Origin of the sequence: Pontibacter sp. SGAir0037, assembly GCF_005491705.1 — a bacterium.
In the GTDB taxonomy this organism is placed as follows: Bacteria; Bacteroidota; Bacteroidia; order Cytophagales; family Hymenobacteraceae; genus Pontibacter.
Map to the genome: position 1 here is coordinate 1,555,871 of NZ_CP028092.1, position 21,772 is coordinate 1,577,642.

Genomic DNA, 21,772 nt, shown 5'->3' on the forward strand with positions numbered 1-21,772 from the left:
GTAATTTCGCGGTTTCAATTTAAACTGGCATTGCATAAAAGCAGTAAACTATTCTATACCTGCTCAATGCCCTATACATTATGGAACCGAAAAGATTAAACAAGTATATAAGTGATGCTGGTTTTTGCTCCCGTAGAGAAGCTGATGAGCTGCTTGAACAGGGACGAGTTACAGTTAACGGTAAAATTCCGCAGCCGGGCACCATGGTTACTGCTAAAGATAAAGTACGCATAGACGACCAGATTCTTTCAGTACGGGAGGAAGAACCTGTTTTCCTGGCTTTAAACAAACCTGCTGGCATTGCAACCAGTGCCGACAGATCTGTTCGCAATAATATCATCAGTGCCATTAATCATCCTGCTTCTTTACAACCCATCGGTTTAATGGACCGTGATGCGGAAGGACTTATTTTCCTAAGTAACGATAAAGACCTGGTAAACAGAATGACCAAGGGAGATTATAAGTATGAGAAGGAATATATAGTAACAGTAGATAAAGTGATTACTCCGGCTTTTCTGGAGAAAATGAGTGAGGTGAGCGGGCCTGCTGAGTTTAGTGAGGAATCAAAAAAGAACCACATTTCCAGATTAGACCCTACCCGCTTTAAAATAGTGCTGGAACCGGGAACGAACCACCACGTGAAGCGCCTGGTTGAAGCGCAGGGGTATAAGCTGGTAAAGCTTAAAAGAACCCGTATCCAAAACCTAACGATCAGCCAACTGGCAACAGGACATTGGCGCACCTTAACCCCGGTTGAGGTAGACGAACTGAAAAAAGTTCTCTCCTCGAAAGTAGCAGGTCGCAAACCTTTTGGAGCCTCTCGCTCTGGCAGTTCAGCCGGAAGAGGAACAAATACCTTTAACGGTAAAAGGTCTGAAAGCGCGCCAGCCAGGCCTGGCAGACCAGCCGGTGCAGCAGCAAAAAGAAAAACATCTAAAACAACGGGAGGCCCAACTAAAAGAGGCACAAGGGGTTCTTCCAGAACCACAACCAAAGGTTCGGTGGGCAGAGGAAATGCATCACGCAAATCCAGGTAAGGTGATTTAAAACAGCAAGAGTCCCTGCAAATTTTTATTTACAGGGACTCTTGAAATGTAATCCTATAGCGATTACCCTTGCCATCTGCCCATTTTTCCATTCTGGTAATCCTGGTAGGCCTGCATAATTTCAGCCTCCGAATTCATAACAAACGGCCCCTGCGCAACAACCGGCTCATTAAAAGGCAAGGCATGGCCAAATAGGATAACAGCATTTTCTGTGGCCTCCACTTCTACTTCGGTACTGTTATGCCCGAACTCTACCAGATGGAGCTTTTCTACAGTTTCACCGTTTACTCTAACAGCACCCCGCACTACGTAGAAGAAAATATTTCTTTCAGCGGCTACCTGTGTCGAAAAACGGCCTTCATTCTCCAGTGCTATGCTAGCCATGTGAATATCACTCAGGGATTCTACAGGTCCCTTTACATCACCCCAATTACCCGAAACAACATGTACCTTTACTTTGCCATCGTTTTCCGTCACTACCGGAATCTTATCTTTTTGAAGCCCGATATAGCTTGGAGCATCCATTTTGTATTTGGCGGGCAGGTTAAACCATAGCTGCAAAATCTCCATGGGTCCCCCTTCTTTCTTAAATTTGTCAGAAGACACCTCCGCATGAATTAATCCGCTTCCTGCTGTCATCCATTGTATACCGCCTGCTTCTATCACACTTTTACCGCCTCCGGTATCTTCATGCATGATATCCCCTTCCAGTATAAAAGTAAGTGTTTCAAATCCCCTGTGCGGGTGCGGACCAAAGGGCAAGCCCTGGTTGTTCGGGCGATAGGTCTGCGGACCGTGGTGGTTCAGAAAAAGAAACGGATCTATGTACTCTACTTCTCGGGTAGGTAAAGCTCTGTAAGTAACCAAGTCGGCTATAGGAGCATAAACTGCTTTATATATATTCTTTACTGTTCTCATAATTTAAAATTGTATAGGCAATTAATGTATATACAAATTAAAAAACAAATATGTTTCTTTTTAAGTATATGAAGCTATTAGAATAAGTCTGAAGATAAATAGCGGTCGCCCCTGTCGCAGATAATACAAACTACCACGCCCTCTTCTAAGGTTTCTATCAGTTTCGTGGCTGCAAATACGGCCCCGCCACTACTCATGCCGGCAAACACGCCTTCTTCACGGGCTAATCTTCTGGTCATAGCGGTTGCATCTGCCTGCGAAACATCAATGATCGTATCAACTCGTTCTCTTTCGAAAATCTTAGGCAGGTACTCCTGTGGCCATCGCCTAATCCCCGGAATCTGTGAACCTTCCACGGGTTGTGTGCCTACAATCTGTACTGCTTCATTTTGCTCTTTCAGATAGCGTGAAACACCCATAATTGTACCTGTCGTGCCCATAGAAGACACAAAATGTGTGATGTTTCCTGCCGTGTCTCTCCATATCTCAGGTCCGGTGGAATGGTAATGGGCCATGTAATTATCCGGATTGGCAAACTGGTTCAGCACCAGGTAGCCACCTTCTGCGAACTTGTTGTTGACATAGTCAATGGCAGCTTCCATAGAGCCTTCAGCTGGAGTCAGGGTTACGGTTGCACCAAACGCTTCCATGGTTTTAACACGCTCTAAAGTCGCGTTGGCAGGCATAACCAATTCAATATCCACTCCGAATAAACGTGCAATCATAGCCAGGGCTATTCCTGTATTTCCGCTGGTCGCTTCTATCAGCTTCATGCCCGGCTTTAGCTTGCCACAATCCAAAGCTCCTTTAATCATGCCATATGCAGCCCTGTCTTTTACACTACCACCAGGATTATTGCCCTCCAGTTTTGCAAGCAGTTGAACACCAGGCTTGGCATTAATATTTTTCAGCTCCACTAAAGGAGTATTTCCTATAAAATCAAGTAAATATGCCATATCAGATTTTTATACCTGTATTTATTTCTACGAGCAAAGGTAAGGCTTATTTTTGTCACCTTTAAACAGCAGCGCTTTTTCCTGATCATTCCTGCTGCACCGCCACTTTTGTTGGTGCCCAGCAGGTGTTAACTGGAAACACAATGGCTCCACCTGTTAAAGGAGGAGCCATTAAATTTATGAAGCTGCTTAATCTTACTCAGCTGCGACTCTCCAGACCGTATTTCCGGCATCGTCGGCTATCAGCATCGCGCCGTCAGGTAATACGGCTATGCCTACCGGTTGGCCATATACATCTTCGCCACCTCCTTCAGCTATAAATCCTGTCAGGAAATCTTCAGGTTTACCAGCAGGCTTGCCGTTGTTGAAAGGAACAAAGAGTACTTTATAACCGGAGAATTCGGAACGGTTCCAGGAGCCGTGCTGCCCGATAAAAGCCCCGTTCCTATACTTGGCAGGAAATGCATTACCTGTATAGAAGGCCAGGCCAAGCGAGGAAGTATGAGAACCTAAGGCTACATCAGGCACAATAGTCTGCTGCACCAGGTCTGGCCGTTCTCCGGCTCTTCTCGGATCTTCTTTAGGGCCGAAGTAGGCAAAAGGCCAACCATAAAAACCTCCGTCTTTCACACTTGTTAAGTAATCCGGCACCAGGTCATCACCCAGGTTGTCGCGTTCGTTTACAGATGTCCATAACGTAGCGCTGTTCGGTGCCCAGGCCATTCCTACAGGATTGCGAAGACCACTGGCAAAAATCCGTTCACCCGACCCATCCGGATTAATTTCCAGAATAGCGGCTCTTCTGTTCTCTTCCTGCATGCCATACTCTCCTACGTTGCTGGCAGAGCCTACTGAGATGTAAATTTTACTGCCGTCGGCATTAGGAATGATGTTCCGTGTCCAGTGATGGTTATAACCACCGGCAGGCAGTTCGACAATTTTTTCCCCTTTGCCGCTTAGCTTTGTCTGGCCGTTGCGGTAAGGGTAACGCACTAAGCCATCGGTATTTGCCACATAAAAGTAATTGTTCAGCACCAGCATGCCTAAAGGTTGGTTCAGGTCTTCTGCAAACACTTCCTGCACATCAGGTTTCCCATCTTTGTTGGTGTCCCGGAAGAGGGTGATCCGGTTCGCGCTTTTCTCTTCATCATCGCTTTCTGCAACAAAGATATCCTGATTGGGGGCCACATAAATCCACCGTGGATGCTTCAGGTCTCCGGCAAATGTTGTGACTGAAAAACCTGCTGGTGCCTGTGGCGTGCGGCCATCTGACCAGCCAATCACATTGCTTCTCTTCTCGGCATCATGTGTTGTGTCAGGTGCCGGCAGGTTCAGGGTTTGTACGGCTGTTTCTACAGTTGTGCTATCCTGTGCTTGTTGCTGCGCATGGCTGTTTTCATCGTGGTTTTGCTTGGAGTTGCAACCATACGTAGCTGCCATTACAGCTAATACCATTAGCGTATACTTAAATTTTTTCATAGTTGGTTGAGTGCATTATGTAAATGATAATGAATTTCAAGCAAGTGTATACGGGCAGAAAGACCTTAAAGCCTAAAACAAAAACAGAACATGATCTATATGGGCTCCTTCGGCTGCTCATCGTTAATCTGCCCTCGAATTCTATATAGGTTCATAAAACAAGTATAAAAGGAGCAAGAGACAAGGCCGGTTTTTAGTTGATAATTGCGTACTTTGCAATGCAAACTTGTCTCTGTTTTGAGTCAGCCAGTCCGTAAAATCATACACATAGATATGGACGCTTTTTATGCGTCGGTGGAGCAGCGGGATAACCCGGAACTGCGTGGTAAGCCTGTAGCTGTTGGCGGTTCAAGGGCCAGAGGGGTGGTAGCTGCGGCCAGTTATGAAGCCCGCAAATTCGGGGTTCATTCTGCCCTAGCCTCTAAAATTGCAGCACAGCGTTGTCCACATCTTGTTTTTGTGAAGCCCCGCTTTGATGTATACAGCGCTGTATCACGGCAGATACGGGAAATCTTTTATGGCTACACCGACCTGGTGGAACCTCTCTCGCTGGATGAGGCATACCTGGATGTAACGGAAAATAAAATCGGCATGCCATCTGCCAGTATTATTGCAAAGGAAATTAAAAAGCGTATTCTGGAAGAAACAGGTTTAACGGCTTCCGCTGGAGTCTCTTTTAATAAGTTCCTGGCAAAGATTGCTTCAGACATGAATAAGCCGGATGGCTTTAAGCTGATTACACCCGATACAGCAGAAGAACTGGTAGCCGGACTGGCTATAGAAAAGTTTCATGGTATCGGCAAGGTGACAGCCACTAAAATGCAAAGTATGGGTATTCTCACAGGCTCCGATCTAAGGCAACGCAGTGAGGAAGACTTGGTCAGGAACTTTGGGAAAGTCGGGCACTACTATTTTAACATTGCCAGGGCAAAAGATAACCGGGAAGTACAGCCGCACCGTATCCGCAAATCAATTGGTTCTGAACGTACCTTCGAAGTAGACTTGGCTGAAGCGGAAGAAATGCTTCCTGAGTTGGAGAAGCTGGCACGGGAGGTAGCCTATGACATGGAAAGGCTGCAGGCCTCAGCTAAAACCATCACTCTAAAAATTAAATACTTCGATTTTACCTTAAACACCCGGAGCAAAACTTACCTCAGCAACTTTAACAGTGCTGATGCTATTTATACAATTGCACGCGAATTGCTGTACACCCCGCAGTTTCCCCTCTACCCTGTCCGCTTATTGGGTATCTCTGCCTCCAACCTGTTTTACCAGCATCAGAAACAGGAAGGCTATCAGCTAACCATAGAGTTTTAAGTGTATTTTAAACTTTACGGTTTCGCCTTAGTCTTAGAAGTAACAAATTAACATAATTTATCTTTAAACCTTTTAACCTAAACTAATCACCCACCTTTTTTATGAGTAAGAAAGTACGTCTGGCACAAGCTGCCATCCTCTTGCTGGCTGGTGCTCTTCTGGCACCTCCGGGGTATGCCCAAACCAAGAAGCAGAAAAAAGAACAGGCTAAAAAGCAAGCTACTGAGGCTTCAGCGGCACCTGCTGCCAAACGCGATGATGGCAAACCGAGGCCTTACAATGAAGTTATCACAGCTAAAGCCGTAACAGATGATGGCCTATTTAAAGTACACCGCTTCGACGACAAGTACTTTTACGAGATTCCGGATACTTTGCTGAACCGCGACATGCTGTTGGTTAGCCGTATTGCCAAAACAGCCACTAACATTGGTTACGGCGGAGAAGAGCTCGACACGCAGATGCTGCGCTGGGAAAAGAAAGGCGATAAAATTCTGCTCCGCGTGATGTCTACCCAAAATGTGGCGGCCGATACGCTTGAAATTTTTCATTCTGTTACAAACTCAAACTTTGCCCCTGTTATACAGGCCTTCGATATTAAAGCCTACAACAACGGTACACAGGTGGTAGAGGTAACCGATTTCTTCTCAAAAGACGTGCCTGCCTTAGGCCTCGACAAAAGAAGACGTGACCAGTACAAAGTAAGCCGCCTGGATGATAAGCGCTCATTTATTGAAAGTGTTAAAAGCTTCCCGATGAACATTGAGGCCCGCTCTCTGATGACTTATGAAGCAAAAGAAGCACCTTCAAACTCAAACTCAAGTACCATATCTCTGGAACTGAACCACTCGATGGTGCTGCTTCCTAAAAGACCAATGCCTGCCCGTAGATTCGATCAGCGCGTAGGGTATTTCACCATCAGCCAGACCGATTACGGAACTGATGAGCAGCGTGCCGCTAAGCGCCGATATATCGTGCGCTGGAAACTGGAGCCAAAAGACAAAGAGGCTTATGCCCGTGGCGAACTGGTGGAGCCTGTAAAGCCTATTGTTTACTATATAGATCCTGCCACTCCGCTTAAATGGCGCCCTTACCTGAAAAAAGGCGTGGAAGACTGGAACAAAGCATTCGAAGCAGCAGGTTTTAAAAATGCCATTTTAGCCAAAGATCCTCCATCTCCGGCAGAAGATCCTGAGTTCAGCACCGAAGATGCCCGTTATTCTGTTATCCGCTATTTCTCTTCAGAAACACAGAACGCTTATGGTCCCAATGTGCACGACCCTCGTTCAGGAGAAATTCTTGAAAGCCATATTGGCTGGTATCACAATGTGATGAACCTGGTACGCAACTGGTATTTTATACAGACTGCTGCCGTTAATCCGGATGCCCGCAGCATTCAGTTTAAAGATGAAGTAATGGGTGAGCTGATCCGCTTTGTGGCTGCACATGAGGTCGGCCATACGCTGGGCTTACCTCATAACATGGGTTCCAGCGCTGCTTACCCGGTAGATAAACTACGTGATGCAGAATTTACCAAGGCGATGGGAACTGCACCGTCTATTATGGATTATGCCCGCTTTAACTATGTGGCGCAGCCCGAAGACAAAGGTGTGGCTCTAATGCCGGGCATAGGTGTTTACGATAAATACTCGGTAAAATGGGGCTATACCTATTTCCCTGAAAATAATGGATATGATAACGTAGCGAAACTGAATGCCTGGGTGAAGGAGCATGAGAACGACCCGAAGTACCGTTTCGGCCGTCAACAAGGCAACCCGGTTGACCCATCATCTCAAACCGAGGATTTAGGCGACGATGCCATGAAAGCAAGTACCTACGGTATTGCAAACCTAAAGCGCATTATGCCGAACCTGATGTCATGGACTACGGCTAATAACCAGGATTATGCGGATCTGGAGGAAATGTATGGACAGGTTGTCGGCCAGTGGAACCGCTATATGGGGCACGTAACAGCAAACATTGGCGGTATTTACGAGAACTATAAAGCCGGAGGTCAGAAAGGCGATGTTTACTCTTATGTGCCAAAGGAAAAGCAGAAGCGTGCGATGCAGTTCCTGAACGAGCAGACTTTCGCTACCCCCACCTGGTTGCTGGACGAGAACATCCTGCGCAAGTTTGAAGGGGCCGGCACTGTAGACCGTATCAGCCAGGCACAGGTAAGGGTGCTGAACAATGTACTGGATGCAGACCGAATGGGTCGCATTCTGCAGGCCCAGGCATCACTTGGGAACAAGACCTATACTTTACCGGAAATGATGGCTGATTTGCGAACAGGCATCTGGTCAGAAATTGCAACAGGTAAAACAGTGGATATGTACCGCCGTAACCTGCAAAGAGGCTACCTGGAAAGCATGGCTTCCCTGATGAAGGACGAGCAAAGTACAGGTAGCAGCTCAGGCAGCCGTTTCTCCAGAGGTACGGCTGTAAATGTGGCGCAGTCTGATATCCGTCCGATGGTGCGTGGCGAGCTGATGACGCTTCAGGGGCAAATCAAAGCCTCTATTGCCAAAACGCAGGATACCATGACCAAGTACCATCTGCAGGATGCGCTGGTACGAATAGATACTATATTAAATCCCAAGAGTTAGTGATAAAAGGATACAAGTATCAAGACATTAGACATAAGACTTTTTGTTATGTAAATAGTTGATAAACAATTTTTATATCAAAACATGCTTTTTCTTTAAAAGAAAACTATTTTTTCCAGATACTTATTACCTTATATAACGGAAGCCCCGGCTGATGAGCCGGGGCTTTTTTATTTCCAAAATAGATAATATTCTTCTTTTACCCCCTCCTTTTCCGGTTTCACCCCATTCATTTTTACCACTCCACCTTTTCCTGTTCTTTTGAAGAAAAGAAAGAAAATGATTATGCCTTTTAAAAAATTACATCAGTATAAACTCCGCTTTTGGCAGCAATGGTTGCTTCTTGCGGTCTCAGTATGGTTTGTTCTTAATCTTTCAGATACCATACTATACCTTTATAGACTCCAAACTTGGGGGAACTATATTACATATGAAGATGGCACCCCCGTAACTGTTTGGCAAAGAATTATAAGTCACAATACTGAAGGTTTGCTATGGTTATTTATCCCTTTTTTTTCTCTACTAGCCGAAGCTAACTACCACTTTGTCTTTAAAAGAAAAAACATGATGCTCTTTGTCATCAGTACATTTGCTTGCGGAGCAGCAGGCGTGTCCTTAACTGTAGTTGTTGATGCATTATTCAATCGTTTACACTCAAGTATAATAGATGCTCTTCCTTTTGCTGTTACTTTGTCTTTATGGTTTCTCTTTTATTCGATCCTTAGAGATTATATATATAAAAGAATAAACATTGCTGAAACACTTTCTGAAAAATCACAGGCAGAGCTATTAGCTTTAAAAGCACAAATAAACCCTCACTTCTTTTTTAACACGCTCAATAGTTTATTTGGAACAGCCTTAGAAGAGAAAGCTCCCCGTACAGCAGAAAGTATAGACCAGTTAGCAGGCATCATGCGCTATACCATAACTGAAACACAGCAGAACTTTACCTTAATCTCTAATGAGATAAAATTTTTAGAAGATTACCTGCACCTGCAAAGATTGAGGCTACCTGTAAAAGATAATATTATAGTAAAAAAAGAAATCAGCTACGACGGACAGCCTTATGCTATAGCACCTATGCTACTTATACCCTTTATTGAGAATGCGTTCAAATATGGGGTTAGCATAGATCAGGATTGTTTTATTCATATTAAACTGGTAGTCGAAAATCATCAACTACATTTAGTAGTGAGTAACAAAGTATTGCGCGAAAATACAACTACGAAAGGTGCGGGTACGGGCATAGTCAATGCAAAAAAGCGATTGAGTCTCCTATACCCCCAGAAGCACGATCTTTATGTTTCGAATAAAGAAAACTTTGTTGTCGATTTGAAAATTACCTTCTCCTAAACCCAGCTGTAAAAGCCTTATTTATACCGAAGGTGAACGGTTTTTAGAGAAGTATAATTTAAAATTAAACTATATTTAGGTAATCTTATCTAAAGCTACGGATTTCTAAAGGAATAACATCAACATTATCTTGTAATAAATGTCTTCCAGTATCTCCTGCATCGCCATCGACGACGAACCTATAGCGCTAAAAGTAATTCAGTCGCATGCCCTTAAAGTACCATTCCTGGAACTGGAAAATGTTTTTGTGAGTGCAGCGGAGGCTTTGAATTACATACAGCAGCAGAAGGTAAACCTGATTTTCCTGGACATCAACATGCCAGACATTACTGGAATTGAATTTGCCAAACTTGTTCCACCACAAACCAAAGTAATCTTTACCACCGCCTACCCTGACTATGCTGTGGAGGGTTTTGAGCTGGCAGCCACCGACTATATTCTCAAGCCCATCAGTTTTGCCAGGTTTCTGAAAGCCTGCACCCGTGTGCAGGAACAAATAAGTGCTGGCTTAACTGATAGTTTGAACCCAGGAGAGGAATTTCTTTTTGTGAAAGATGGCTTTTCTATGGTGCGCATTAACCTGGAAAATCTGCTGTATGTAAAAGCAGACGACAATTATCTTACTTTTCAGGAGTCGCAACAACGAACAGTTGCCAGAATGACTATGACAGATGCGGTGGAGAAGCTTGTAAATAAGTCTTTCCTGCGGGTACACAAGTCTTATATTATTTCGCTTTCTAAAATTGAAAAAATTGAGCGGCACCAGGTTATAGTGGCAGGAAATGCTATACCTCTCTCCACAATGTATAGAGATGATCTGCTGCAGCGACTCGCCCTTACTTCCACATAAAGTAAATCAGCATTAAGAAAAGGCACCCCAAATTTCAACACGAAGTAAGAATTGCGGCAAAATTCCCCTTGAATTTTAAGAAAGATATGCTATGTAAAACCAGAAGCAATGGAAGTGATAACAGGAATATCAAATATTACCCTTAACTTTACAGCCCATATAGTTAATACAAACTTATGGCTACTAAATATATTTTTGTTACAGGTGGTGTTACTTCCTCATTAGGCAAAGGCATTATCTCTGCTTCTCTTGCTAAGTTGCTGCAGGCAAGAGGATTCTCTGTAACTATTCAAAAGTTCGACCCTTATATTAACATCGACCCTGGAACCATGAATCCGTACGAGCACGGTGAGTGCTTTGTAACGGAAGACGGAGCAGAAACAGACCTTGACTTAGGGCACTACGAACGCTTCCTGAACAGGCCTACTTCTCAGGCAAACAATGTAACTACCGGTCGTATTTACCACCATGTGATTACGCAGGAACGCCAGGGGGCTTTTCTGGGTAAAACGGTTCAGGTTGTACCTCATATTACTGACGAGATAAAACGCCGCCTGCTTTTACTGGGGCAATCCGGCGAATACGATATAGTCATTACGGAAATAGGTGGTTGCGTAGGCGATATCGAATCGCTTCCGTTTATCGAAGCCGTGCGCCAGCTACGCTGGGAGCTGGGTGTAAACGAATCATGTGTGATTCACCTGACGCTGCTCCCTTACCTGAAAGCAGCCGGTGAGCTGAAAACAAAACCTACACAGCACTCTGTTCGGTCTCTTTCTGAAGCAGGAGTACAAACCGATATTCTTGTTTGCCGCTCAGAGCATCCGATTCCGGTTGAAATGCGCAAGAAAATTGCGCTCTTCTGTAATGTAAAAGTAAACTCTGTTATAGAATCGCTTGATGCTGATACAATTTACGATGTACCACTGCTGATGCGAAAGGAGAAGCTCGATGAACGTGTTATCAATAAACTAAAACTCCCACACCGTGCCGACCCAGACCTGGATGCCTGGAAGGAATTTTTGGGCCGCCTCAAAAATCCGACGGCAGAAGTTAATATTGCATTGGTAGGCAAGTATGTAGAGCTAAAAGACGCTTATAAATCCATTATTGAGTCCTTTATTCATGCAGGGGCAGCCAACGAATGTAAGGTAAACATTAAATGGCTTCAGTCAGAGAATATCAATGCCGAGAACGTGGCTTCTTTCTTACATGACATGGACGGCGTATTGGTAGCACCTGGTTTTGGAGAGCGTGGATTTGCAGGTAAACTGGAAGCTATACGCTATGTAAGAGAAAACAGAATTCCATTCTTTGGAATTTGCCTGGGCATGCAATGTGCTTCTGTAGAGTTTGCCCGAAATGTGCTTGGGTTAAAAGACGCTGCTTCTACTGAAATGATACCTGACACCCCGCATCCTGTTATCGATTTAATGGAGGGCCAAAAAGAAATTACTGAAAAAGGCGGCACCATGCGATTGGGTGCTTATACTTGTGAACTAAAAAGAGGTACAAAAGCATTCTCTATATACGGCAAGTCCAAAATATCTGAGCGTCACCGTCATAGATACGAATTTAACAATAAATACCTGGCTGCTTTTGAAGAGGCCGGCATGATTGCTTCGGGTATAAATCCAGACACAGGTCTAGTTGAAGTGATAGAACTGCCGGAACACCCTTGGTTTGTAGCAGCGCAGTATCACCCGGAACTGAAAAGCACAGTGCTTAATCCACATCCGCTTTTTGTTAAGTTTGTAAAAGCTGCTATGAATTACAATAAGTCAAACTAACCACATACATACACTCAATTATTTATTAAATGGATAGAAATCAAGCCATTGGCTTTGGACTCATCGCGGTTCTTTTGCTGGTTTACTCTTTTTTCTTTGCGGGTGAGCCAGACCAGGTGCAGCAGGCACCTCAGGAGACAACTGCTCAGATAGCGCCTGGTACACAGGCTGGTGCAGCACAGACTGTTCCGAACGATTCTTTGGAGCAGGCTCGCCGGGCATCGGCACTTGGTTCTTTCGGAGCAGCGGCACGTGGCGAAGCTACTACAACTGTTCTGGAGAGCAAAGACCTGCGTATTACTTTTAATACAAAAGGCGGCCAGGTTGAAGAGGTTGAATTAAAGAACTATAAGACTTATCAAGGCGGCCCACTGATACTGTTCGACAGCGAAAGCAGCAAAACAGATGTGCAGTTCACCAGCAACGAAGGCCGTGCGGTTAAACTTTCTGACCTGTATTTTGTGCCGTCGCAGGTGCAGCAGGGCGCTTCCGGCGATGTTGCCACACAGACCATAGGTTTCCGTGCTCAAATTGGGGAAGGGCAATATATAGATCAGATCTATACCGTTTATGAAACTGGTTTCCAGGTAGGATATAAGCTTGAATTTACTGGCCTTAATAACCAGATAAGCGGCGAAAACCTTGTTTTCACCTGGAACGACAGAGTAAAGCAGCTGGAGCGTGACATCAAGCAGAATCGTGCGAAAACAGCCGTGAATTACTATACCGTAGAAGATGGCTTTGATAAGCTGAATGTAGCAGAAGGTACTGAAACCACCACACTTGCCGAGCCGGTTAAATGGGTAGCCAACAAGCAGAACTTCTTTACAGCAGGTATCATTGCGACAGATGTCTTCTCAGGCGCTAAAATCACTTCCAGCACCGATCCTGCAGATACAGCAGTTGTAAAAACTTTTTCTTCTGAATTAAACATTCCTGCTCAAAGTGTTCTGGCAGGTAATGGGCAGTTTATTTACTACTTTGGTCCGAACGACTTCAAGGTACTTAAAACCATGGGAGATGACTTCCACAAGAACCTGGATCTGGGTTGGGGAATCTTCTCTTACGTGAACAGATGGATTATTATTCCGGCTTTTGATTTCCTGGAAAACTTCATTGGTAACTACGGTATCATTATTATCCTGCTGGTGCTTTATATAAAGCTGATCCTGTTCCCGCTGACATACAAATCTTACGTGTCGATGGCCAAAATGAAGGTGCTGAAGCCTGAGATTGATGCCATCAAAGAGCGTAATGAAGGCGATATGCAGAAAACGCAGATGGAAACCATGAAGCTCTATTCTGAAATGGGTGTTAGCCCGATCAGTGGCTGCGTTCCGCTTCTGCTCCAGATTCCGATCCTGTTCGCCATGTTCAATTTCTTCCCGAACTCTATTGAACTTCGCCAGGAGGCATTTCTGTGGGCCGACGACCTTTCAACTTACGATGTATTTGCGCGATTACCAATTACGATTCCTTTTTATGGTGATCACGTGAGTATGTTCACTTTGCTCATGACCGCTTCCACTATACTTACTACTTGGTACAATAACCAGATGAATACGGCTATGCAGGGACCAATGAAGTTTTACAGCTACCTGATGCCGGTTATCTTTATGTTTGTGCTTAACTCCTTCCCTGCCGGACTAAGCTTCTACTACTTTGTCTCGAATATGGTAACATTTGGTCAGCAGGCCTTGATCCGTTCTTTTGTGGATGATACCAAGATCAGAGCAAGACTGGAAGAGAACAGAGACAAGCGCAAAGAGAAGAAAAAAACAGGCGGACCTTCTTTTACAGAGCGTATGCAGGAAGCCATGCGTGCAGCAGCTGAAAAAGAGCAACAAAAGCGCATTAAATCTGATAAAAAATAACTATACCTAATCAATCTGCAAAAAACGCTTTCCTTTAACTGGGGAAGCGTTTTTTGTTTTTAAGCGTACATCATTATTCAGCAAAAAGAATAAAAGATGAAAATAACCTATAAATATATACTGTTGCTCCCCTTTATCACTTTTGCCTGCCAGTCTAGTTCCGACGAAGGTAAAACAATTGCCAGCACCCACCCTAAACTGGAAAACCAACTGAAAGAAGACTCAGTACAAACGCCTTATATTTCCGGGGATAGTTCAAACCTGTACCAGCGCTACCAGATCACGACAGAAGAATGGCTTTCGAATAAAAGTTACCAGGTAACAAACATGTATGGCGGTAAACTGGCTGCACTGGACAGAAACAGCCAGTATGATGTAAAGCAACATGGTACAGCATTACAGGAAGGGCTAAGACAAGGTGTGAACTTTGCCGGGCAGTACACCGTCGTATCAGTTAGCTGTGGAACTACCTGCCGTACACATTATATCATAGACAGGCAGAATGGTAAAATAATAGACAAGCTTCAAAGTAGTACGGGAGCAAGTTATTCAAAAAACAGCAAAGCCTTTATTCTGAACCCTCCTGATTCGACCATCAACTATAACAATTGCCATGATTGTGAACCTAAGGCGTTTTTAATAGAAGAAGGACAGCTGAAAGAGATACAACAATAAAGAGGCTGGGGCTTTTCCTTTTGCCCATATGCTGTTAAGCGGCGTATACCCGCAAAACATTCTGCAGTTTTACTATGGCTTCTTCATCAATTAAGTTCAATTTTAACTTAATTACCATCTTTTTGTAACAGCATTTTATTGCCTGAAATATGCAATAATCTTTTTATGATTTTGATGCAATTTTTATTCACCCCTATTAAGGGTGCGTTCACCTAATTAATTAAGTAGCAGGCCCAATTTATCGTATGAAAACACCATTTTGGCCAGTATTTCTATCATTGCAACATAAAAACCTGCTAGGTATATGTTCGTAAGATAAGTGTGAAGCAAGTGCAAAATCAACAAACACAAGCTATATACTTATATTGGAATACTACCAAACATGAGCAGAGATAAAAATAATAAAGAACTTTCGGAATTCGAGCAAAAGCTACAGGAGAGTATTCATAATCCGCAAAAGAACAACATAGCCTCAGAGAGCTTTGCCAGTGAACCTGAAGCCTTTCACGATAATAGTGTAAGAACCATTCCGGTTATCGAAGAACAGCTAAACGTTGATAAAAAAGTGGTGGAAACCGGTAGGGTTTTCATTAACAAAAATGTGCTGCACGAAGAGGTAACAGTAGATATTCCAACTGTAAACGAAGAAGTTGAGGTTGAAAGAATTGCCGTGAATGAGTTTGTGGATTCAGCGCCTGCTGTACGCTATGAAGGAGATAAAATGATTATACCTGTTTTGCGCGAAGTTTCTGTAGTTGTAAAAAAGCTTATGGTAGTAGAAGAGCTTCATGTTACAAAAAGGAAAATTGAAACACCTGCCTCACAACAGGTAAGCCTTCGAAAAGAAGAACTTGTTGTTACGAGAACATCAGAACCTAAACAAAATCCTTAAAAGGGACTAAATACCTGATCTATTTTTAACTATTACATTTAAATTTTAAAACTATGAAACAAACAGTTGTAGGAATATTCGAAAAAGGAATTGACGCCCAAATGGCGGCGCAAAGCCTGGAGAGTAATAATATAGCTTCAAGTAAAATTGATATATTAAACAATTCTGACGGAGAGCGGTTAAACGACTCCGACAGAAGCAGCGATAAAGTAGGCAACTTCTTCTCTAATTTATTTGGAGACAGCGACGAATCACATAAACACACCACTGCAGCCAGAAAAGGCTGGATTGTAACTGTACATGCCAATGATCGCCAGGAAGCTGAACGCGCCTGTGATATACTGGATAAAAGTGGAGCAGTTGATGTAGAAGAAAGATCAGCACAACTGAAAAACACTCCATCAGCAGGAATAGACTCTACTGCCCGTACAGGAGCTAGCAATTTGCAAGGCAGCGACACCAGAATTCCGATTATCGAGGAAAAAACGCATATTGGAAAACGTGAAGCTGAATCTGGCGGTGTGCGTCTGAGAAGCCGCATTATTGAGCGCCCGGTAGAAGAGAACCTGCGACTACGTGAGGAGCACGTGCATGTGGAACGCAACAGAGTGGATCGTCCTGCTAACGAAAAAGACTTTAAGAGCTTTCAACAAGGTGAAATGGAAATAAGAGAACATTCCGAAATTCCTGTTGTAAACAAAGAGGCTCGTGTTGTAGAAGAGGTTAGAGTTTCTAAAGACACAGAAATGCGCAATGAGACCGTTCGGGGTACCGAGCGTAAAACAGACGTTGAAGTAGATAAACTACCAGACAGCGACATGCGGAGAGAAGACTTAGGTCCGAATGGCAATAGAGGACTTTAATTTTAATACACTAAATGGAATGGAAAAGGCAGCTGTTATCAGCTGCCTTTTCTGTTTTAGCGCTTAGCTATACGCCTAATAACTTTACGAAAAGAGCGTTAGGTGAACAAACTTATCACAAAATTAATTTAATATAAAAATTAAGCATAATTTACAGCTGAAACTTATCAGTTAAGAATGCTTTCACATGTACTTTTAATCAACTGCAGCGACCAGAGGGGCCTGGTTTATAAGATAACCGGTGTGCTGTATAAGCATGAAGTCAATATTATCAGCAACGGCGAATTTGTAGAGCGCAACTTTAACTACTTCTTTATGAGAACAGAATTTTCCGGCGAATTTGATCGGGAAAGATTGCTGCAGGATTTATATGAGGCGCTGCCGGAAACGGTGGAAATAAGATTAACAGATAAAAGAAAGAAGAACATTGTGTTAATGGCAACCAAAGAGCATCACTGCCTCAGCGACCTGCTGGTGCGGCACGCTTTTAATGAACTGGATGCCACTATTCTTTGCGTGATCAGCAATTATGATACGCTGCAGGAGCTTACAGCTAAGTTTAACATCCCTTTTCACTGTATCAGCCACGAAGGCATCAGCAGAGAAGAGCACGAGAAGCAAATTCTGGAACTGGTACAACAGTATAGGCCGGAGTTTGTTGTGCTGGCCAAATACATGCGCATTTTATCCGCTGACTTCGTTTCCTGTTACTCTAATAGAATCATTAACATTCATCACTCTTTTTTACCGGCATTTGTTGGTGCCAATCCCTATGCACAAGCGTATGAACGCGGCGTAAAAATTATAGGTGCTACAGCTCACTTTGTAAATGATCAATTGGATGAGGGCCCCATTATCGCTCAAAACGTAATACCTGTTGCCCATACCCATAGCGCCCGCGAAATGGCACAGGCAGGGCGAGACGTTGAAAAAATAGTGCTGGCAAAATCGTTGAAGCTGGTGCTTAACGAGCAGGTATTCGTTTACAAAAACAAGACCATAATTTTTGAATAAGACTTATAGTTTCTTTACCCGTTCCAGTTTTAGGGTATTCATAGGGTTTGCCACCAACCCTTCTATGTTATGCTGCGTCAGGCGCACCACTTCGTCATAATACAACACAATAACAGGCGCCTCCTCCACTACTATTCTATCCATCTGCTGGTACAGGGCCCACCGCTTTTGCACATCGCGTTCCAGTTTGGCCTGCTCATACAGCCGGTCAAATTCCGCATTGGCAAAATGTGTTTTATTAGGTCCTGCCGGCGAAAAATTCTTGCTATAGAAAAGTGCCAGGTAATTTTCGGCATCAGGATAATCGCCTAACCAGGATTTCATAAAGAACGGTGAGCGGCCATTATCCACGGTTTCCTGGTGTGCCGGTGACTGATTGATGTCCACCTGCACCCTTACACCTACTTCAGCCCATTTCTTTTGCATGTACTCTGCCAGCTCTTTATGCTCTACCACTGTTGCCAGGCGCATTTGCAAAGGATTCTGAGCTGTATAACCAGCATCCTGTAATAGTGCCAGCGCCTTTGCAGGGTTATAGGAATAGCCCGGTACCAGGCTGTCGTTGTACGAAGGCAAAGAAGGCGGCACCATACCCGAGTGTCCGGCAATACCAATGTTATTCCGGAAATAGGCGATCATTTCTCTTTTGTTAATCGCATAGCTCAGCGCCTGTCTTACCCGCTTATCCTGCCATGCCGGGTTAGGCTCTTTGAGGTTTGTTGGGTCTAGCTGAAAACCAATGTACTCTGTGTTCAGGTAGGGCACTTTCTGTACCACAAACTTGCCTACAAAATCTTCCTGTACGGAGCCGTCATTGTTTAAAATCAGGTCACGGGAGCCTTCCCTGATACCAGAAAGGAAATCCAGTTTTCCCTGCATAAACGTCAGGAATTCCGATTTGCGGTCTGTTATAAAAGATATCTGCACTGCGTCCAGGTAAGGAAGAGCCTGACCCTGTTCATCTTTTTTCCAGTAGTTGGTGTTGCGATGCATGACAATGGCGTTGCCTTCATCCCAGAGGGAAAAGACAAAAGGTCCTGTTCCGACCGGGTGCTCCCTAAAATCCTTGCCATATGCCAGCACTGCTTCGCGGGGCACAACATACGCATAAGGCATGGTAAGAATTTCTAAGAAAGCAATAAAGGGTTCATTCAAGTATACCTTAAAGGTTGTGTCGTTAACTGCTTTAAATGCAGTATCAGACACTATACCCGATGCATTGGTGAGTACCTTGTCATTAAAGATCCAGGCACCCGTACTGGCCGTAGCCGGGTCCATGATTCTTTTAAAGCTGTATTCCACATCACTGGCGGTTACACGACGGCCCTTACCATTCGGAAAAACGTTGCTATCATGGAAAAAGACATCACTTCGCAGATAAAATGTATAAGCCCTGCCATCTTCAGAAACCTCCCAGGATTTAGCTATACTGGGGCCGATTTTCAGGTCAGCATCCAGTTCTACCAGGCCATTATAGAGCTGTGTGGTGGCCCAGATATTTGCCTGGTTTCGGGCAAATGCCGGATCGAGCGAAGAAAGAGCTTCCGGCTGGTTGTACCGAAAAACCTTTTTATCTGATCCTGAATTACCTGAATCGGTACAAGACTGCATAAGGGTAAAAATGCCAAACAAAAAAAGGCAGAGTGTTCTGAAATGCATCAATCTTTATGGCTAAATAATGTATATTTGTGCAAGTTTAATGTATTTGCGTACATAAGTAAGTACTAAATTGCGACATTTATGGAAATAACTTATTACGGGCAATCCTGCTTCCTCTTCCAGATTGGAGAACACCGTGTTCTGTTTGATCCGTTCATTTCTCCTAATGAACTGGCTTCTAACATTGATGTAGATAGCATTAAGGCAGATTATATTCTGATCTCGCACGGTCACCAGGACCACGTACATGATGCGGAGCGTATCGCAAAGAATAACAATGCTACCATTGTAGCAACTTTTGAAATAGCGAACTGGTTCGGACAAAAAGGTGTTGAGAAAACACATCCGATGAACACAGGAGGTAAAGTAACGCTTCCGTTCGGAACCGTTAAAATGGTGAATGCCATACACTCCAGCTCTTTGCCAGATGGTACTTACGCTGGCACTGCAGCAGGTTTTGTGGTAGAAACGGAAGATAAAGCCTTTTACTTTGCCGGTGATACAGCGCTTACTTACGACATGAAGCTGATTCCGGAACAGTTTGACCTGGACTTTGCCCTGATGCCAATCGGAGATAACTTTACCATGGACATTCATAATGCGCTGATTGCCGCTGATTTTGTGCAGGTAGATAAATTGATCGGCATGCACTACGACACGTTTCCATACATTGAGATCGACCACGAGGAGGTAAAGGAAGTAGCGAAGATGGCCGGTAAAGAACTTATATTAATGGAGATAGGCGAAAGTATAAACCTATAATTGCAGAATGGGAAAAATAATTGCGGTTGCTAACCAAAAAGGTGGTGTAGGAAAGACTACAACGGCCATTAACCTGGCCGCCAGCCTGGCAGCCTTGGAATACAAAACACTACTGGTAGATGCAGACCCGCAGGCTAATGCCACATCCGGTCTGGGCTTTGATCCTGCCAGTATTACCACCAGTATTTACGAATGTATGGTAGAAGATGTGAAAGCAGATGAAATGATTCTGCAATCGCCTTCTATCTCCTACCTCGACCTGATCCCGTCGCACATTGACCTGGTGGGTGCTGAAGTGGAAATGATCAACCTGCCGAACCGCGAGGAAAAGATGCGTGAAGCCCTGGCCAAATTAAAAGAAGCCTACGACTTTATAATCATCGACTGTTCTCCTTCTTTGGGACTGATCACCGTAAATGCCTTAACAGCGGCTGACTCGGTGGTGATTCCGGTGCAGTGTGAGTACTTCGCCATGGAAGGTCTCGGAAAGTTGCTCAATACCATTAAGATCATTAAATCCAGGCTGAATACTGAGTTAGCGATTGAAGGCATTCTGCTGACCATGTACGATGTGCGGCTTCGTTTATCAAACCAGGTAGTGGAAGAGATTAAAACCCATTTTCAGCAGCTGGTCTTTGAAACTATTATACCCAGAAACGTGAAGCTGAGCGAGTCTCCCAGCTTTGGTATTCCGGCTATTCTGCATGACGCAGAAAGTAAAGGAGCCCTAAGCTACCTGAACCTTGCCCGAGAAATTGCAGAGAAGAACAGCGTGGTGCTGGCAAAATAACACCCTCTTTTACATGTCTGATAACAATAACCCAACCGCAAAACGCAAAGGCGGCCTCGGCAGAGGCCTTACCTCTCTCTTAGAGGGGAATAAGTATACCGGTAAAATTGATTCTGAAACCTTAAACACAGTCAATACCATCGCAGATATAGCTATTGATCAGATACAGACCAACCCCTTCCAGCCGCGTACGCATTTCGATCAGGCAGCACTGGAAGAACTGGCTGAGTCTATTAAAATACAAGGCATTATTCAGCCTATTACTGTTCGCCAGCTTGGAGAGAACAGCTACCAGTTAATTGCCGGTGAACGTCGTTTTCAGGCTTCTAAAATTGCTGGATTAACCGTAATTCCCGCTTTTATTCGTAAGGCAGACGACCAGCAGATGCTGGAAATGGCCTTGATCGAGAACATTCAGCGTGAAAACCTGAATGCGATAGAGATTGCCCTCTCCTATCAGCGCCTGTTGGTGGAGTGTAATCTGAAGCAGGAAGAGCTGGGTGACCGTGTCGGTAAAAAACGTACTACAGTTACTAATTACCTGCGCCTGCTAAAGCTTCCACCCGATATCCAGATTGGCCTCCGCGACAACATGATCTCTATGGGACATGCACGTGCGCTGATCAATATCGATAGTATTGACAAGCAGCTGGAGGTTTACAAGCGAGTGGTAGCAGAAGAGTTATCTGTACGAAAGGTTGAAGAGCTGGTGCGTAATCTTCAGAATGCCAATAAGAAACCGGATCCGCAGCAAAAACTTGTATTTAATAAATACGAAGACGAAATAAAAACAGTAGAAAGTAAGTTATCCTCTCAGTTCGGCACCAAAATCCAGGTGAAAGCCAACAACGATGGTAAAGGTGAAATTAAAATTCCTTTTGTGTCGGTGGATGAGCTGAACAGAATACTGGAAATTTTAAACTACTAA

At 44.1% G+C, this 21,772-nt stretch carries 18 protein-coding genes; 14 read left to right on the plus strand and 4 right to left on the minus strand.

Going from position 1 to position 21,772, the window contains the following annotated elements; translation table 11 throughout:
* Positions 1-80: 80 nt before the first annotated feature.
* A complete protein-coding gene (locus C1N53_RS06475) occupies positions 81-1,037 on the plus strand; it encodes a pseudouridine synthase (protein ID WP_137758531.1) in 957 nt (318 codons plus the stop codon).
* A 72-nt stretch (positions 1,038-1,109) separates the two neighbouring features.
* On the opposite strand, the gene C1N53_RS06480 is transcribed toward C1N53_RS06475, so the two are convergent.
* The 3 genes from C1N53_RS06480 to C1N53_RS06490 all read right to left on the minus strand — a co-directional run bounded on the left by C1N53_RS06480 (position 1,110) and on the right by C1N53_RS06490 (position 4,399).
* Positions 1,110-1,964 carry a pirin family protein gene (locus C1N53_RS06480; protein ID WP_137758532.1) on the minus strand — a complete coding sequence of 285 codons (855 nt, stop codon included), beginning with the start codon at positions 1,962-1,964 and terminating at the stop codon, positions 1,110-1,112.
* 77 nt (positions 1,965-2,041) lie between these two features.
* Positions 2,042-2,920 carry a cysteine synthase CysM gene (gene cysM / locus C1N53_RS06485; protein WP_137758533.1) on the minus strand — a complete coding sequence of 293 codons (879 nt, stop codon included), beginning with the start codon at positions 2,918-2,920 and terminating at the stop codon, positions 2,042-2,044.
* A 195-nt stretch (positions 2,921-3,115) separates the two neighbouring features.
* A complete protein-coding gene (locus C1N53_RS06490) occupies positions 3,116-4,399 on the minus strand; it encodes a sorbosone dehydrogenase family protein (RefSeq protein WP_137758534.1) in 1,284 nt (427 codons plus the stop codon).
* A 237-nt stretch (positions 4,400-4,636) separates the two neighbouring features.
* On the opposite strand from C1N53_RS06490, the gene dinB reads away from it, so the two are divergent.
* The 10 genes from dinB (at position 4,637) to purU (ending at position 17,633) form a co-directional block, all read left to right on the plus strand.
* Complete coding sequence (gene dinB / locus C1N53_RS06495) at positions 4,637-5,716, plus strand: DNA polymerase IV (protein ID WP_256377487.1); 1,080 nt, start codon at positions 4,637-4,639, stop codon at positions 5,714-5,716.
* A 101-nt stretch (positions 5,717-5,817) separates the two neighbouring features.
* Positions 5,818-8,322 carry a zinc-dependent metalloprotease gene (locus C1N53_RS06500; RefSeq protein WP_137758536.1) on the plus strand — a complete coding sequence of 835 codons (2,505 nt, stop codon included), beginning with the start codon at positions 5,818-5,820 and terminating at the stop codon, positions 8,320-8,322.
* 261 nt (positions 8,323-8,583) lie between these two features.
* The gene (locus C1N53_RS06505) at positions 8,584-9,675 is read left to right on the plus strand and encodes a sensor histidine kinase (RefSeq protein ID WP_137758537.1); all 1,092 of its coding nucleotides are present in this window, start codon (positions 8,584-8,586) and stop codon (positions 9,673-9,675) included.
* Between the two features lie 139 nt (positions 9,676-9,814).
* On the plus strand, positions 9,815-10,525 hold the full coding sequence (locus C1N53_RS06510; protein ID WP_137758538.1) for a LytTR family DNA-binding domain-containing protein: 711 nt from the start codon (positions 9,815-9,817) through the stop codon (positions 10,523-10,525).
* A 176-nt stretch (positions 10,526-10,701) separates the two neighbouring features.
* A complete protein-coding gene (locus tag C1N53_RS06515; RefSeq protein ID WP_137758539.1) occupies positions 10,702-12,315 on the plus strand; it encodes a CTP synthase in 1,614 nt (537 codons plus the stop codon).
* Positions 12,316-12,344: 29 nt separating this feature from the next.
* Positions 12,345-14,189 carry a membrane protein insertase YidC gene (yidC, locus tag C1N53_RS06520; RefSeq protein WP_137758540.1) on the plus strand — a complete coding sequence of 615 codons (1,845 nt, stop codon included), beginning with the start codon at positions 12,345-12,347 and terminating at the stop codon, positions 14,187-14,189.
* Positions 14,190-14,285: 96 nt separating this feature from the next.
* A complete protein-coding gene (locus tag C1N53_RS06525) occupies positions 14,286-14,864 on the plus strand; it encodes a hypothetical protein (RefSeq protein WP_137758541.1) in 579 nt (192 codons plus the stop codon).
* Positions 14,865-15,246: 382 nt separating this feature from the next.
* Complete coding sequence (locus C1N53_RS06530) at positions 15,247-15,756, plus strand: YsnF/AvaK domain-containing protein (RefSeq protein ID WP_137758542.1); 510 nt, start codon at positions 15,247-15,249, stop codon at positions 15,754-15,756.
* A 53-nt stretch (positions 15,757-15,809) separates the two neighbouring features.
* On the plus strand, positions 15,810-16,619 hold the full coding sequence (locus C1N53_RS06535) for a YsnF/AvaK domain-containing protein (protein WP_137758543.1): 810 nt from the start codon (positions 15,810-15,812) through the stop codon (positions 16,617-16,619).
* A gap of 177 nt (positions 16,620-16,796) precedes the next feature.
* Positions 16,797-17,633, plus strand: a complete 837-nt coding sequence (gene purU / locus C1N53_RS06540) for a formyltetrahydrofolate deformylase (RefSeq protein ID WP_137758544.1) — start codon at positions 16,797-16,799, stop codon at positions 17,631-17,633.
* Between the two features lie 3 nt (positions 17,634-17,636).
* On the opposite strand, the gene C1N53_RS06545 is transcribed toward purU, so the two are convergent.
* The gene (locus tag C1N53_RS06545) at positions 17,637-19,244 is read right to left on the minus strand and encodes an ABC transporter substrate-binding protein (RefSeq protein WP_240773409.1); all 1,608 of its coding nucleotides are present in this window, start codon (positions 19,242-19,244) and stop codon (positions 17,637-17,639) included.
* A 129-nt stretch (positions 19,245-19,373) separates the two neighbouring features.
* On the opposite strand from C1N53_RS06545, the gene C1N53_RS06550 reads away from it, so the two are divergent.
* Genes C1N53_RS06550 through C1N53_RS06560 form a run of 3 tightly spaced genes read left to right on the plus strand, consistent with a single transcriptional unit; the run spans position 19,374 to position 21,772 of the window.
* Positions 19,374-20,054, plus strand: coding sequence for a metal-dependent hydrolase (locus C1N53_RS06550; RefSeq protein WP_137758546.1), 681 nt, complete (start codon positions 19,374-19,376; stop codon positions 20,052-20,054).
* Between the two features lie 7 nt (positions 20,055-20,061).
* A complete protein-coding gene (locus C1N53_RS06555) occupies positions 20,062-20,844 on the plus strand; it encodes a ParA family protein (protein ID WP_137758547.1) in 783 nt (260 codons plus the stop codon).
* A gap of 13 nt (positions 20,845-20,857) precedes the next feature.
* Positions 20,858-21,772: a ParB/RepB/Spo0J family partition protein gene (locus tag C1N53_RS06560; protein WP_137758548.1), complete on the plus strand. Its 915-nt coding sequence runs from the start codon at positions 20,858-20,860 to the stop codon at positions 21,770-21,772.

What these genes read in the sequence shown, in the direction of transcription:
- C1N53_RS06475 (WP_137758531.1), top strand. Translation starts at nt 81, where the DNA reads ATGGAACCGAAAAGATTAAACAAGTATATAAGTGATGCTGGTTTTTGC.
- C1N53_RS06480 (WP_137758532.1), bottom strand. Translation starts at nt 1,964, where the DNA reads ATGAGAACAGTAAAGAATATATATAAAGCAGTTTATGCTCCTATAGCC.
- cysM (WP_137758533.1), bottom strand. Translation starts at nt 2,920, where the DNA reads ATGGCATATTTACTTGATTTTATAGGAAATACTCCTTTAGTGGAGCTG.
- C1N53_RS06490 (WP_137758534.1), bottom strand. Translation starts at nt 4,399, where the DNA reads ATGAAAAAATTTAAGTATACGCTAATGGTATTAGCTGTAATGGCAGCT.
- C1N53_RS06500 (WP_137758536.1), top strand. Translation starts at nt 5,818, where the DNA reads ATGAGTAAGAAAGTACGTCTGGCACAAGCTGCCATCCTCTTGCTGGCT.
- C1N53_RS06510 (WP_137758538.1), top strand. Translation starts at nt 9,815, where the DNA reads ATGTCTTCCAGTATCTCCTGCATCGCCATCGACGACGAACCTATAGCG.
- C1N53_RS06515 (WP_137758539.1), top strand. Translation starts at nt 10,702, where the DNA reads ATGGCTACTAAATATATTTTTGTTACAGGTGGTGTTACTTCCTCATTA.
- yidC (WP_137758540.1), top strand. Translation starts at nt 12,345, where the DNA reads ATGGATAGAAATCAAGCCATTGGCTTTGGACTCATCGCGGTTCTTTTG.
- C1N53_RS06525 (WP_137758541.1), top strand. Translation starts at nt 14,286, where the DNA reads ATGAAAATAACCTATAAATATATACTGTTGCTCCCCTTTATCACTTTT.
- C1N53_RS06530 (WP_137758542.1), top strand. Translation starts at nt 15,247, where the DNA reads ATGAGCAGAGATAAAAATAATAAAGAACTTTCGGAATTCGAGCAAAAG.
- C1N53_RS06535 (WP_137758543.1), top strand. Translation starts at nt 15,810, where the DNA reads ATGAAACAAACAGTTGTAGGAATATTCGAAAAAGGAATTGACGCCCAA.
- purU (WP_137758544.1), top strand. Translation starts at nt 16,797, where the DNA reads ATGCTTTCACATGTACTTTTAATCAACTGCAGCGACCAGAGGGGCCTG.
- C1N53_RS06545 (WP_240773409.1), bottom strand. Translation starts at nt 19,244, where the DNA reads ATGCAGTCTTGTACCGATTCAGGTAATTCAGGATCAGATAAAAAGGTT.
- C1N53_RS06550 (WP_137758546.1), top strand. Translation starts at nt 19,374, where the DNA reads ATGGAAATAACTTATTACGGGCAATCCTGCTTCCTCTTCCAGATTGGA.
- C1N53_RS06555 (WP_137758547.1), top strand. Translation starts at nt 20,062, where the DNA reads ATGGGAAAAATAATTGCGGTTGCTAACCAAAAAGGTGGTGTAGGAAAG.
- C1N53_RS06560 (WP_137758548.1), top strand. Translation starts at nt 20,858, where the DNA reads ATGTCTGATAACAATAACCCAACCGCAAAACGCAAAGGCGGCCTCGGC.